This window comes from Flavobacterium sp. LC2016-01 (assembly GCF_009711135.1).
Taxonomy (GTDB): Bacteria; Bacteroidota; Bacteroidia; order Flavobacteriales; family Flavobacteriaceae; genus Flavobacterium.
In genome coordinates this window covers 173,036-187,200 of sequence record NZ_WMIC01000004.1, presented here as the reverse complement: position 1 = coordinate 187,200, position 14,165 = coordinate 173,036, and the positions used below count along the sequence as shown (strand labels likewise).

Genomic DNA, 14,165 nt, shown 5'->3' with positions numbered 1-14,165 from the left:
AAAGACCTGCTTATTTAATGGTAAATATGACAATATGAAAATTAAAGTGGATATTTTTTTCACTATGCATATATATAACTGGTTTTTATTGTATAATTGCAAATAATTAGACCGCTTTTAACATTTATATCTTATTTTTGAATTCAGAACTTGCTTTTAAAGCTTTTATTTAAAGGAAGTTTCAAAATTCTGAAAGCGCTTTAATCAGCAGCACTCAAGCTTATCCCGAATTAAAAAACGAATTAACTCGACAACCAAAAAAGATTTTTTTTTTACCCTAAACCAAAACAAACCATGCAGAGAATTTTCATTCTATGTTTTTTTATTGCAGGTTTTTCTCTAACTGCGAAAGAGACAAATCCTGTTTTAGAGGAATTAGATAAAGTGCTTCTTAAAAAAGATATTTACTTAAAACAGAAATATCGAAAAATTGAAGCTTTAAAAAGAAATGTGTCAAAATTTACGGTCAGTCAAAACAATGAACAGCTTTATAATACCTATATGTCATTGTTTGATGAATATAAATCGTTTAAATACGACTCCGCTTATTATTATTTAGAAGAAGCAAAAATCAAAGCCATCGTTTTAAAAGACCCAAAATATTTGGCTAAAAGCCGAATTAAAGAAGGTTTTGTGCTTTTGTCATCGGGATTATTTAAAGAAGCCATTGATACTTTAAATGTTATTGATGACCAAAAACTGGATATAAAAAACAAATTTGAATACTATAATATCAAAGCCCGCGCGTATTACGATTTAGCCGATTACAATAAAGATCAGCGGTTTAACATTCATTATGTACAGCAGGGAAATCATTTCTTAAAAAAGGCTTTAGAATTAATTGGAACCAATACAAACGAATATTGGGCCGCAGAAAGTCTGAAAAGATTAAAACAGCAGGACTGGCGCGGTGCCGAATTTGCATTCAGCTATTGGATCAATAATTACAATCTTCCACCTGATTATTATGGTATTGCGACCTCAAGTCTTGGGTACATTTATTCGGAAAGAGGTTATACCAAAAAAGCTATTCAGTATCTCGCGCTTGCTGCAATCGCGGATGTCAAAAATGCTACAAAAGAAACTGTCGCACTTCGAAATTTAGCCAATGAACTCTTTAAAATGGGTTATTTGGACAAGGCCAATGAATATATCAATATTGCAATGGATGACGCGACTTTTTACAACGCAAGACATCGAAAAATTGAGATTTCGTCTATTTTGCCCATTATTGAAAAAGCGCAATTAAACAACGTAAAAGATAAAAATGACAAGCTGGAAAAAATCATTATTCTGCTTACCATATTGACTTTCATAATTGTTTTGTTTTCGGTTATTATCTTCAAACAATTAAAAGAAAGAAACAAAGCCAGAAAAATAATGGCTTCTTCGTATGCACAGCTTCAGGAAATGAACATTAGTTTAAGCGAAGCAAATGCTATTAAAGAAGAATATATTACATATTTTATTAAGGCAACTTCAGCATTCATTAATAAGATTGATCACATTCAAAAAAGCACGCTTCATAAAATTATTACCAAAAAAACAGACGAAGTTATCGCGAGTTTAAAGCGCTATAATGTCAAAGAAGAACGCGAAAATCTGTTTCATCAGTTTGACGAAATTTTCCTTAAACTGTTCCCTACTTTTGTAACCGATTTTAATCATTTGTTTCCGAATGATCATAAATGCATTGTCAAAAAAGGAGAACTTTTAAATACTGAACTAAGAATTTTTGCGCTCTACCGATTGGGAATTCAGGACAGCAATCAAATGGCAGAATTTCTGGAACTTTCTGTAGCTACCATTTATACCTACAAAACCAGAATTAAAAGCAAATCAGACTTTAAAGATACTTTTGAGGAGAAAATTATGGCGATAAAAACTATCTAAGGTCCTGAGATACTAAGGTTCTAAGGGACTAAGATTCTAAGTTTTTTACGCAATCTTGTCATTCCGAGGAACGAGGAATCTCCGCGAGAAGCTCTACAAAGATTGGATTCTCTTTGAGGAGTTACTTGCGGAGATTCCTCGTTCCTCGGAATGACAAACTAAATCTTAAAAAATCATTTTCTATTCAACTGTCTCTAACTGCAAAATCATATTTTGATAATATTTGCTTAGCGAAAACAATTGCTCAGCAAAAATCATCACAGCAAGCGGAATAAAGAAAAACACCGTCAAATTCTCTTCATACAAAAAGAAAGTTGTAATCATAAAAATTCGGGCATACTCCAGGTAATAAATCCATTTTCGCTGTTCTAGCAATGCGCCGCAATTGATTAGTGTAATTATGATAACTGACAAAACAAAAACTTTGTCGAGTGTACTTAACAAATCAAAATAATAAGTAAAAGCAGTTAAAATTAAAGTACAGATTCCGAGTTGAATGTAAAGATAATTACGAAATCGAAGACGCTGATGCGGATTGCTTTTATCCTGTAAAAAACGTTTTTCTAATGTTGGCCGAATGTCCTGATCCATATGCGCGGGACTTCCAAAAACGGCTTTCCAGCGCGCTTTAAAACCTTTTGAGCGTTTCCATAGTTCATAAATTTCAAAATAATAATGAAAATGCTGCCAAAGAAAACTATAGCTTTTTAACGGATGTGTCAAACCGTATTTAGGTTTTTCTTCTTCTTCCTGAAAAGTTCCAAAAATACGATCCCAAAACGTAAACATATCACCATAGTTTTTATCCAGATATTTTTCGTCAGAAGCGTGATGTACGCCATGAACAGAAGGCGTTACAAAAACATATTCCAGCCATTTTATTCGGCCAATAACCTGTGTATGCGTAAAAAATGAATAAGCTCCATGTACAATCAGCATGGTAATAACCATTCCCGGATGAAAGCCAACAAAAGGAAGTATACACCAAAAACCAGTTCTGACTATTGCTTGAAAAGTGGTAATTCTGGCTGCTGCTGTGAAATTAAATTCCTCGCTGTGATGGTGCACAATGTGTGCTGCCCAGAAAAAGTTGACCTCATGTCCCAATCGATGGTACCAGTACCAAACGAAATCTGTTGCGAGAATAAGCGCCAGCCAAACAAATACATTACTCGGAATATCAAAAAGCCTGTAATTGTTATAAATAAAATAATACAGCTGATAAAAACTAGCTGCAATAAATAAATTAATTAAACGCTCTGCAATACCAATACTAATATTTGAAACTGAACTTTCGTAGTTAAAAATTTCTGGTCTTTTTTTGTGCTGCGCCAACTTATATTCTAAAAACAAAAACAGAAAAAAAGCAGGCATTGCGAAAGCAAGAAAATTAATGTGTTCCATTTTTTTAAATTTCTTTTTATTCTTATAAAACTAAAATACAATTCGTTATAAAATTAAAGATAAAGATATTTACAAAAATCATCTCATTTTTTACTTTTTCAAAATGATAGTAACTTTCGAAAATGATCTTTATCTTTTATAGAACCCATTTCTAATTTTGTTTGAATTTTGGAGCTTCTAAAGCTACTTCTTTAACAGACTGCGTATCTGCTACTTTTTGCAAAGCAAGAATGTAAGCCGCAATTCTTGGTGTAACATTATGTTTTAAAGCCGTTCTAAAAACAGTTTCAAAACCTTTTTCTAAAATATCTTCTAAACGCTTATTGATCTGATGAATTCTCCAAGATTCTAAAAGTGAATTCTGAAGCCACTCAAAATAAGAAACTGTAACACCGCCGGCATTTGCTAAAATATCTGGAACAACCAGAACATTATTTTCATGCAAAATTTTATCAGCATCAGATGAAACAGGTCCGTTTGCGCCTTCTACAATAATTTTGGCACGAATAGCGGCCGCATTTTTCTGCGTGATTACATCTTCTTTTGCCGCCGGAATTAGGACATCAACATCTAAAAGCAATAATTCTTCATGCTTAATAGCAACCGAATTTGGATATCCTTTTATGCTTTTGTTATTCAAATTATAATATAAAATCAATTCTGGAATATTGATGCCTTCAGGATTATAAAACGCTTCCGAAACATCACTTACAGCAACAACTTTTAATCCTTTTTCGAATAAAAATAAGGCCGAATGCAGACCAACATTTCCAAAACCTTGAATCGCAACTGTTGATCTCGCGGGTCTTAATTTTAATTTTTGAAGTGCCAATAATGTAATAATGCTCACACCTCTTCCCGTTGCTTCTACCCTTCCTAAAGAGCCGCCTGAATGCAAGTGTTTTCCGGTTACAACAGCGTGAATTGTTTTTCCGTGAACTATCGAAAATTCATCCATCAGCCAGCCCATTTCGTCAGGCCCAGTTCCCATATCTGGTGCAGGAACATCTTTTTCTGGTCCAAAAATATCTGCTAACGCTTTTGTATACGCTCTTGTAATTCTTTCTAATTCTGTTTTAGAAAGCGTTCTAGGATCACAAATAATACCGCCTTTTGCTCCTCCAAAAGGAATTCCGGTCACGGCAGATTTCCAGGTCATCCACGCGGCAAGCGCTTTGACTTCATCAAGATTTACTGCGGTATCATACCTGATTCCACCTTTTGATGGACCTAATGCCGTATTATGAATCACGCGGTATCCTTCAAAATTCTGCTCTTTTCCATTATCTAATGTAATCGAAAAATTGACCACAATTTGTTTTTCAGGACGCTGCAGTTTCAGCCTTAATGATTCATCTAAATTAAGAATGTCGGCTGCTATATTAAAACGATCAATCATCGATTGAAACGGATTCTGTTTTATAATTTCTGAACTCATAGTTTTATACTTTAATTATTTAGTTTATTTGATTTGGGAACATCGCATTATTGTATCGTGAAATAAATTCGGCAGTAACTGCAAGTACAACACGGAATTTTCATCAGACAGCAATGCATCATAATATTTGTATTTCTATTTGATCTCATATAATAGGTTATTAACAGTTCTAAAAAAAAGCCTTTCATTGGTGCATGAAAGGCTAAAAAAAAAAATAACTAACAAGTACTTTCTCTATTAACGCCATTTCATCGCATGGTTTAACATACAGCACATCGTCAAGCTGTACATAAACGGGATGATATTTAGAATATAGTTTTTCATTGTTAGGACAAATTTATAAATATATTTTATAAATTCTATCGAATTAGTCGAGTTAATTTTAAAAACTTTTCTGAATAATTCAAAAACAGCTGTAAATTAAGGTTTTATAGTATTAAAAAAATTTAGTTTAATTGTGAAAAAACAATAAAAACTATAGCAATTAGCGCTAAAAAGATACCCGCGAAGTTAATTTTGGAGAGTTTTTCCTTGAAAAAAAGCAGACCAACAAGACTTCCTAAAACAATAACGCCAATATTCATTCCGGCAAAAACTGTTGATGGATTTTCAGAAAATGCTTTATGCGCTTTTAAATAAAATAATATATTTCCGAAATTGAAGATTCCCACCAAAGCACCAAATAATATATTTTTTGACTGAAGCTTTGCTTTCTTTTGGACTAAATGATAAATCACAATTATAAGAGAAACTGCCAACGCAATATTAAAAACAACAAATAAAGAAGTTGTGTAAGGCAAAATTGTATAAAGAGCAATTTGTTTAAAAAGTATATCTATAATTCCAAACCCTAAAAAAACAATAAACGGATAAATCCATTTGTTCTGATCGTTTCCGGTTTGCTTTTTTAAGATGAATAAAAGCGCTATAAACCCTATTATCAAGCCAATGACTTTATACGAGTTGAATTCTTCTTTAAAAATTAGCCAAGCAGCAATTATTGGAATAAAAAGAGACAATCGCTGTGCAGCATCGGTTTTTACGATTCCCATATGTTTTATAGAAGAAAACAAAAACAGAAAAACTATTGGAAGCAAAACACCAACTGCAATATATATGTTCCAAGGTGCATCTGTATGAACTGCAGTACTATCTGGGCTAAAAGTAAAATAGCATAATATCAATGCCATTAAATAATTGAAAGTAATAATTTGAACAGAATCAGCATTGTATTTTCGGGTTATTTTAAAAATTACACCAACTGTAACACTGCATAGAATACTTAAAACTAGAAATAACATAAATTGAATTTTGACTGCAAAAATAAGGTTTATCTATATGAAGTTTTATTCTTCACTATAATATTTCACAAAATGGTGATTAAATACGGTTTGCATTACTTCAGAAGTAATTCCACAAAATTGGATTTCAAAATCATCTTTTCCAAGGCCAGAAATTGATCCGCCCCAGCCTTTCAACTTTTCACCATTTTCTAGAAATACTTCTAATTGAGGTATTATAACAGTAGCAATAAATTCATCTTCGAGATAATCTGAATTTATATGAACATCAAATTTAGTACAATGGTCTTTAAAAAAATTATAGGGAGATTCAATTCCTTCCAATATAAGTTTTCCATGAATTACTCCCATTGGAACATCAGAAAATTCAAATTTTGTATAACCAATAATTTCATTATTAAGCTTTAAAATATATTTACTAGTCATTTTAACTCCTTATTTGAAATCAAAAATAGTTATTTAGATATTTTAATGTGAAAAATTTAATCACTTTTTAACCAGCCGGTAATGCTCATTCGGGTATTTTGAGTCACTAATACTTCATGAACCAATTCATTACTTTTAAAGAAAACCGTTTTGCCTTGAACTGGCGAAATTTTCTGCTGACTTTTGTTTTGGTGAATCATTAATTCTCCGCCATCACTTTCTTTCCAATTACTATTCAGATAACTGATCATTGAGTATTTACGGCTCGAATTATTTTTGAATTGATCGAGATGTTTCAAATAAAAATCGCCTTTTTCGTATAAAGAATAATGAAACTCGTAACCCGTAATTCCGGCAAAACAACTTTCGTTTAAATAGAGTACGAAAGCATCAATTATGTCAAAAAACTCATTTTCGAAAACATTATTATGCTTTTTATCCAGCCAGTAAATTACATCCTTTCTAATGGTTCCGTCTAGGGCAAACTTCTCAGAATTCCCTATTCCTGCTGTCAATAGCAGGCTTTCATTATTTAAATTGATTAAATTTTGTTTGAGATTATCTGCTAAAGCATCACTCATAAAACGTTCTGATATTCCAATTTTATTCTCTATATAACTTGCTATTAAGTCTTCGAAACTATCATCCATTTCTTTTTTGGGAAAAACTGCAAATACAGCCAACGTGGCAAGGTAGACTAATTAAAATTGGTAATTGGTTTATTTTTAAATAAATAAAAACCCGACAGGTTTTAAAACCTGTCGGGTTTAAGAATTACAATTATCAATTTATAATTATCTACAATTTACTAATATAACTTCCGTACATATCTTTAAACTGATGTCCGGTTGCAAAACGGTCTTTGCTCAGTTTTTTATATTCGACTAAAGCCCATAAAACAAATTCTTTCACAAAATATTGATCTTTTTTATCCAATTCAGGCTGATATTTTTTAAGCAGAATATCTAACGGTGTAACTTCGTCTAAAATTCCTTGGTATGCTGCGTCTGATGCATCATCTAATAATTCAAAACCGCTTTCCGCAAAAAACCATTCTATTAAATCAGAATAAGGTGTTTTTTCTCCTGGTTTTTCTAATTTCTCTATTTTAGGGAAAAGTGTCGGAAACAAAGTTCTGATTGCTGAGCCAATTAAATACTGCGCTACAACAGCCGCTCCCTCCTGCTCTCCTTCATAAACCAATTCGACTTTTCCGGTAATCGCCGGAATAATTCCCATAAAATCGGATAGTCTCAAAACTGTTTTATCCACTCCCGATTTTAATGCGCGTCGTTCTGCGGTACTTATTAAATTCTCAAAAGCTGTAATACTCATTCTGGCACTTACACCGCTTTTATTATCGATATATTCACTTTCGCGGGCCTCAAAACTAATTTGCTCTAAAATATCTCTTGCCAAACTTGGTACATAAACAATATCGCTTTGATTTTCGTCCAATTTTGCTTCCTGTTCAGTAATTGTTCTTGCTATTTCAACTGTTTCAGGATAATGCGTCAAGATTTGTGAACCAATTCTATCTTTTAGAGGTGTTACAATACTTCCTCTGTTCGTATAATCTTCCGGATTTGCTGTAAAAATGAACTGCATATCGAGAGGCATTCTCAATTTAAAGCCTCTAATTTGAATGTCGCCTTCCTGCAAGATATTAAAAAGCGCAACCTGAATTCTGGCTTGTAAATCTGGTAATTCATTGATAACAAAAATGCTTCTATTTGCTCTCGGAATCATTCCGAAATGAATTACGCGGTCATCAGCATATGATAATTTTAAATTTGCTGCTTTTATTGGATCAACGTCACCAATTAAATCGGCTACCGTAACATCTGGTGTTGCTAGTTTTTCGAAGAAACGCTCGTTTCTGTGCAGCCAAGAAATTGGAGTTTCATCGCCTTTTTCATCAATTAAATCTTTGGCAAAACGTGAAATCGGATTTAGTGGATCATCATTAATTTCTGAACCAGAAACATACGGAATATATTCATCTAATAATTCGACCATTTTACGCGCCAAACGTGTTTTGGCTTGTCCGCGGAGCCCTAATAAATTGATATTGTGACGAGAAAGAATCGCACGTTCTAATTCGGGAATAACGGTATTTTCAAAACCGTGAACGCCTTCAAAAACAGGTTTTCCTGATTTTATTTTTTCGCGAAGATTATTTCGCAATTCATCTTTTATACTGATGCTTTTATATCCCGAGGCTTTTAATTGGCCTAATGTTTTTATAGTAGTTATTTCCATTTTTATTGAAATATCGATTGTGTTATTGTTTTATTTTTTGCAGATAATAAACGTTGCGTCATACTTTGTGTTAGACGCACTGCTGTGCGTCTCTACGATTTTGGTACGTGCCAAAAGAAACCTTAGCCTCTTAGAATCTTAGCAACTTAGAACCTTTATTTAATTCTCTTCTTCCTATTCGTTTCATAATCTTCAAAAATCATTTCACCGAGACCTTTTATTCCGGTATAAAATGCTTTTCCTTGATTGGCTTCTGTAAAATGATTCACAAATCGCTGTAAATAGGGATCGTTTGCAATCATGAAAGTCGTAATCGGAATGTGTAATTTTCTAGCTTGCTGTGCCTGTGTATAACATTTGTCTACAATATACTCATCAAGACCGTTGCTGTTCATATAATACGAACCATCGCGCTCGCGTACACAGCTTGGCTTTCCATCGGTAATCATGAAAATCTGTTTGTTGGTATTCCGTTTTCTTCGCAAAATATCCATTGCTAATTGAAGTCCGGCAACCGTATTGGTATGATAAGGACCTACTTGCAGATAAGGCAAATCTTTAATTGGGATTGTCCAGGCGTCATTTCCGAAAACTAAAATATCAAGTGTATCTTTTGGATAGCGCGTTGTGATTAATTCCGCCAAAGCCATTGCAACTTTCTTTGCCGGAGTAATTCTGTCTTCTCCGTACAAAATCATACTGTGGCTGATATCGATCATCAAAACGGTACTCATTTGTGCTTTGTACTGCGTTTCTTCGACAACCAAATCATTTTCGGTCAGCATAAAACTTTCTACGCCATTATTAATTTGAGCATTTCGAAGACTTTCTGTCAATGAAATTCGTTCTAGACCATCGCCAAAGTTAAATTCGCGAAATTCTCCGGTATGTTCATCTCCATTTCCGGCATGTTTTGTTTTGTGGTTTCCGTTTCCGGAGCGTTTTAGATTTCCAAAAATCTGATCTAAAGCCTGCTGGCGAATCGCACGTTCTGTTTTTGCAGTAATTCCAAAACCATTCGAGCCGTCTTGTTTGACTTCGTCTTTTATGTAACCTTTCTTTTTTAAATCTTCAATAAAATCATCAATTGTGTAGTTCTCGTCGGTAAGTTTATATTCTTTATCCAATTCACGGAGCCAGTCGATCGCTTCGTCAAAATCACCCGAAGTATGGGTGATAAGCTCTTTAAAAATACCAAAAAGCTTTTCAAACGGAGACTGAAACGGGGCTTCGTACGACTTAAAATAAAAACCTTTTTTAAATTCGTTTTTCATAATTTTTAAAATTACGTTTTTTTAGAATTACGGAAAAAGAAACGTTTATTAATTTTTAGTTAAAGTATTTCAAGAAAACCTCCTAAAAGAAAGGTATTTCTTGTCAATTATTCAAACTTTCCGTCGACATAAAACCATGCGCCATTTTCAAATTTAAAAGTTGAAAATTCGTAATGTGTCTGCGGTTTTTGATTTGAATCTAAAAAATAAGCTTTAAACTCTACTGTGTTTTCAGTAAAACTCAGAATTTCTAATTTTTGCCATTTATTGGCCGTTGCCCATTTTAAAATTTCAGCTTGCGAATAATATTTTCTTTCTGAAATATAAGTTGTTTCTAAAAGATAATCGGCATTATGAGTTGCATAAGCCGAATATCTGGAGCGCATTAACGCCAAAGCGGTTGGTGCTTTTTGATTTTTCTGAAGATATAATCCACAGCAGTTTTCGAACAGTAAACCTGTATCGCAAAAACATTTATGCGTCGCCATCAACCTGCTCTTCTCCGTTAATTTTTACATGCAGCTGATTCAGCAAAACCTGATATCTGCTGATTTCTCTAAGTTCTTCATCTTCTTCAGCATGATCCAGCATTTCGTCTAATTCATCGCTTACTTCAAGCAATTTATTATTAGCTTCTCTCTCGTTTTTTGCAGCAATCAAATCAATAATTTCCTGAACGTTTGCTTTTAAAGTTTCAAATTTTGTATTCATTGTTATTTTGTTTCAGGTTTCAAGTTTCAGGTTTTCGTTCCAACAACTTGAAACGTTCAACATGAAACTTGAAACTATATTTATTTTTCTTCTTTTTTGTCTTCGTTGAACTTCTTTACAATTTCTTTCAGCTTTTCTTTTCTTGCTACTTCAGCCTGTTTCTTTTTGTTTTGGGCTTTGTGCAATTTGTCATTGTGCTTTTTGATGTTCCTTTCGTTATTGCGTCCCATTATATTTCTCTTTTAATTTCTTCTAATGTTTTTTCGGTAAAAATCAATTCGGTGATAAGCTGTTTTCGCAAATCAGCTATATCATCATAATCAAAATATTTTGCCCATGAAGTCAATTGCTGCAGATTCCGTATTTGTTTTAGTCTTTTTGCGGTTTCAAAACTTGTTCTTAAAACTGCTTTTCCATCAAACTCCGGATTGTTTTTATGCTGATAATTAGCGAGATTTTTATCGAAATCAGCTTCTATATAATACAGCTTTTCCTCGGCATTATCTGGATAAAATTCATTCCATTTTGCAAAACCAATTTTTGTCTTCGATTCGGTTTCAGGTTCTCGGGCAATCAGACGCCATTTGCTGTTGGCTAATCTTCCCCAATGATTAGAAACACGATACATTCCCTCTTCAGTATAAAAATAAGTACTTCCGGCTTTGCTTTCAAATTGTTTTTTTAAACCTTCAATTTTGTCTGGAAGCACTTCGTGAAAAACACAAAACGTATTTTTAAACGAATTTGGATGTGGCTTAAATTTTTTCTGCATATGCAAATATACTCAGATTGTCACGAACTCCCTAAAACAAACCTAAATTGATTAACTTTGCATCTTCAATTTTAAAATAAAAAACGATGTCTAAAGATTCACATGAAAAAATGCCGCAAAAAGGAGTTTACACTGGCATTATCGAAAAAGATGAAAACAATAATTATTTCTGCGGTGAATACCTTTTAGATTATAAGATCGCACATACTAATTTTAATATTGGAGACTGGGTTACTATTAAATCTGTAATCGAAAACCCAAGTGATATCAGCTACGATAAATACCCTAAGAAATCTAAGAACTTCGATAAGGCCAATCATAAGCCGGAATAATTTTTTTGTTTCAGGTTTTGTTAAAACGTATATTTTTTTAACGCAAAGAACACTAAGGTTATTTTTACTGCGTGTTATACATTGAGAATATTAAGTTCGCAAAGTTTTGTATTGATAAAACTTTGCGAACTTTTCATTTTAATGACACTTCAATGAAAAAATCTTTGCGTTCTTCACGTAAACCTTAGCATTCTTTGCGTTAAAAAAACATCGAACTATCCAGTTAACGTTTTAATAAACCAACTTTCATGAATATTTTTTCCATGAAAACAGAAAAGTTAAAAAAAAGTGTACCTTTGCAAAAAATTTGTCGATTTGAACTAATTAATATCGATTTCAAACTAATAGACAAGTAGTTACCTTTTATTTATGAAAAAAATAGTTGAATACCGCAAGTTACTAAACGTAGAAAAAACTGCAGAGCTAAAAGATTTAAAAACAGTTTATCGCAACGCGATGAAAGAATCTCATCCTGATAAATTTGTAGGTGATGACGCTGGTTTAAAAGATGCAGAAGAAAAAAGTAAAACAATCATTGAAGCTTACCACTTTTTAGTAAGCATTCACCCGGATACTATCAAACTTAATTTACCTGAATACACTGAAACAATTTCAACTTGCACGATTACAGATTATAAATTTGTAGAAGGCCGTTTGATTATTGATTTTTCTAATGGAAGTGTTTACGAATACATCAGTGTTCCTAAAGCAACTTACGTAAAAATGGTAAACGCTGATTCACCAGGAAGATTTGCAAAAAGACATATTTTGAACTCTTTTACTTGGAGAAAAAAAACAAACCAAGAATAGTTTTTAAAGCAAAAACATACATAGAAGCACTCTTATTACAGAGTGCTTTTTTTATGCCTAAAAAATGCTAAATTGTTTGTTTTCATTCAAAATAAAAACACAATTAATAGTTTTAAATCATATAAAACAAGCAAATCACTTGATTTTAGGCACTTTAGAGCATGAAAAACTATAACAAAATTTTAGGTTACAAAATTCTTGATGTTCTATATTTTTAAATACTTTTGTTGCACAAATCAATTAACTAATTAATATTTATAATGAAAAAAATATTTTTTTTACTTACAGCTTCTGTAGCTATCATTTCATGCAGCAAAGTTAAAGACGGAGAGTATCTAATTACAGGAACTGCAACTGGAATTGCAAATGGAAAAACAATCATTCTTCAAGGTTCAGATCCAGTAACAAATATGACTGTTGCCCTTGATACAGTAAAAGTTGAAAACGGAAAATTTGAAATAAAAGGAAAAGTAGCTGAACCAGCTTTTCATACTTTAATTCTTCAAGATGCTAATGCTCCAATTCCATTCATCTTAGAAACAGGAGAAATTGCAATCACTATCGACAAAGACAGTATTCATAAATCAAAAATTAGTGGAACTTACAACAACGAAGAGTTTGTAAAATTCCAAGAAGATCTTAACAAAACTCAAAAGAAGTTAATGGATTTTCAGAAAAACAATACTGCAAAAATGCAACAAGCTCAACAAGCTCAAGATACAGCAACTATCAATGGCTTGATGAAACAATATATGGAGATCCAAACAGAAGTTCAGGCAGATACAAAAAAGAAATATGTAACTTATGCTGAATCTCACCCAAAATCATTCATTTCTGCATTAATTGTAAAAGGAATGTCTGAAGATCCAACTGCAGATGCTAAAAAAGTAGAAAGCATTTACAACTCTTTAGATGAGTCTGTAAAAAACACTACTCCTGCAAAAGCAGCTAAAACAAAAATTGGTCAAGCAAAATTGCCTGCTGTAGGTGCATCAGCTCCTCCTGTTGGCAGCGCTAAATGAAGAGCAGATTTTTCAGCTCCAAATCCAGAAGGAAAAGTAGTTTCGCTTAAAGAAAGTTTAGGAAAAGTAACTATCGTTGATTTTTGGGCTTCATGGTGCGGACCATGTCGAAAAGAAAACCCGAATGTTGTAGCTATATATAAAGAATTACATTCAAAAGGGCTAAACATTATAGGTGTTTCTTTAGATAAAGAAAAAAGCAAGTGGACTGAAGCTATCGCAAAAGATGGTTTAACCTGGACACACGTTTCAAACCTGAAATTCTGGGATGAACCAATTGCAAGACAATATAATGTTGAATCTATTCCTGCGACTTTTATTCTTGATGCATCAGGAAAAGTAGTTGCACAGGACTTAAGAGGTCCAGAATTGAAAGCAAAAATATTAGAGCTTTTAGCTAAGTAATACTAAGTATTCAGAATAAAAAAATCTCCCTAGTGGAGATTTTTTTTTGCTTTAACAATAGATATAATTCGGAAAAGAGTAGCTGCTAAAAGAACTAAAACATTCTCAAAAGAAA

At 32.8% G+C, this 14,165-nt stretch carries 15 protein-coding genes; 4 read left to right on the top strand and 11 right to left on the bottom strand.

Annotated elements, in window-relative coordinates; translation table 11 throughout:
- Nucleotides 1-294: 294 nt before the first annotated feature.
- Nucleotides 295-1,893 (top strand): DUF6377 domain-containing protein, encoded by a 1,599-nt coding sequence (locus GKZ88_RS10210; RefSeq protein ID WP_155102272.1) that lies wholly within the window; start codon nt 295-297, stop codon nt 1,891-1,893.
- Nucleotides 1,894-2,073: 180 nt separating this feature from the next.
- On the opposite strand, the gene GKZ88_RS10205 is transcribed toward GKZ88_RS10210, so the two are convergent.
- The 11 genes from GKZ88_RS10205 to GKZ88_RS10160 all read right to left on the bottom strand — a co-directional run bounded on the left by GKZ88_RS10205 (nt 2,074) and on the right by GKZ88_RS10160 (nt 11,481).
- Complete coding sequence (locus tag GKZ88_RS10205; protein WP_155102271.1) at nt 2,074-3,297, bottom strand: sterol desaturase family protein; 1,224 nt, start codon at nt 3,295-3,297, stop codon at nt 2,074-2,076.
- A gap of 151 nt (nt 3,298-3,448) precedes the next feature.
- Nucleotides 3,449-4,735 (bottom strand): Glu/Leu/Phe/Val dehydrogenase, encoded by a 1,287-nt coding sequence (locus GKZ88_RS10200; protein ID WP_196216470.1) that lies wholly within the window; start codon nt 4,733-4,735, stop codon nt 3,449-3,451.
- A gap of 446 nt (nt 4,736-5,181) precedes the next feature.
- Nucleotides 5,182-6,036 (bottom strand): DMT family transporter, encoded by an 855-nt coding sequence (locus GKZ88_RS10195; protein ID WP_155102270.1) that lies wholly within the window; start codon nt 6,034-6,036, stop codon nt 5,182-5,184.
- Between the two features lie 45 nt (nt 6,037-6,081).
- Nucleotides 6,082-6,462, bottom strand: coding sequence for a hypothetical protein (locus GKZ88_RS10190; protein ID WP_155102269.1), 381 nt, complete (start codon nt 6,460-6,462; stop codon nt 6,082-6,084).
- Between the two features lie 56 nt (nt 6,463-6,518).
- Nucleotides 6,519-7,112, bottom strand: a complete 594-nt coding sequence (locus GKZ88_RS10185) for a 2OG-Fe(II) oxygenase (protein WP_035650916.1) — start codon at nt 7,110-7,112, stop codon at nt 6,519-6,521.
- A gap of 148 nt (nt 7,113-7,260) precedes the next feature.
- Complete coding sequence (locus GKZ88_RS10180) at nt 7,261-8,724, bottom strand: AAA family ATPase (RefSeq protein WP_155102268.1); 1,464 nt, start codon at nt 8,722-8,724, stop codon at nt 7,261-7,263.
- A gap of 155 nt (nt 8,725-8,879) precedes the next feature.
- Nucleotides 8,880-9,998 (bottom strand): VWA domain-containing protein, encoded by a 1,119-nt coding sequence (locus tag GKZ88_RS10175; RefSeq protein WP_155102267.1) that lies wholly within the window; start codon nt 9,996-9,998, stop codon nt 8,880-8,882.
- Between the two features lie 107 nt (nt 9,999-10,105).
- Nucleotides 10,106-10,486 carry a YchJ family metal-binding protein gene (locus GKZ88_RS10170; protein ID WP_155102266.1) on the bottom strand — a complete coding sequence of 127 codons (381 nt, stop codon included), beginning with the start codon at nt 10,484-10,486 and terminating at the stop codon, nt 10,106-10,108.
- Nucleotides 10,473-10,709 carry a hypothetical protein gene (locus GKZ88_RS10165; RefSeq protein ID WP_133526791.1) on the bottom strand — a complete coding sequence of 79 codons (237 nt, stop codon included), beginning with the start codon at nt 10,707-10,709 and terminating at the stop codon, nt 10,473-10,475. The genes GKZ88_RS10170 and GKZ88_RS10165 overlap by 14 nt, the downstream gene beginning before the upstream one ends.
- A gap of 80 nt (nt 10,710-10,789) precedes the next feature.
- Entirely contained in the window at nt 10,790-10,939 is a 150-nt protein-coding gene (locus GKZ88_RS22325; protein ID WP_196216469.1) for a hypothetical protein, read from the bottom strand.
- A complete protein-coding gene (locus tag GKZ88_RS10160) occupies nt 10,939-11,481 on the bottom strand; it encodes a hypothetical protein (RefSeq protein WP_155102265.1) in 543 nt (180 codons plus the stop codon). The genes GKZ88_RS22325 and GKZ88_RS10160 overlap by 1 nt, the downstream gene beginning before the upstream one ends.
- Before the next feature lie 86 nt (nt 11,482-11,567).
- Between GKZ88_RS10160 and GKZ88_RS10155 the strand changes: the two genes are divergently transcribed.
- The 3 genes from GKZ88_RS10155 to GKZ88_RS10145 all read left to right on the top strand — a co-directional run bounded on the left by GKZ88_RS10155 (nt 11,568) and on the right by GKZ88_RS10145 (nt 13,645).
- The gene (locus tag GKZ88_RS10155) at nt 11,568-11,813 is read left to right on the top strand and encodes a hypothetical protein (RefSeq protein WP_133526793.1); all 246 of its coding nucleotides are present in this window, start codon (nt 11,568-11,570) and stop codon (nt 11,811-11,813) included.
- Between the two features lie 369 nt (nt 11,814-12,182).
- Complete coding sequence (locus GKZ88_RS10150) at nt 12,183-12,623, top strand: KTSC domain-containing protein (protein WP_155102264.1); 441 nt, start codon at nt 12,183-12,185, stop codon at nt 12,621-12,623.
- Between the two features lie 260 nt (nt 12,624-12,883).
- The gene (locus tag GKZ88_RS10145; RefSeq protein WP_155102263.1) at nt 12,884-13,645 is read left to right on the top strand and encodes a DUF4369 domain-containing protein; all 762 of its coding nucleotides are present in this window, start codon (nt 12,884-12,886) and stop codon (nt 13,643-13,645) included.
- Nucleotides 13,646-14,165 lie beyond the last annotated feature (520 nt).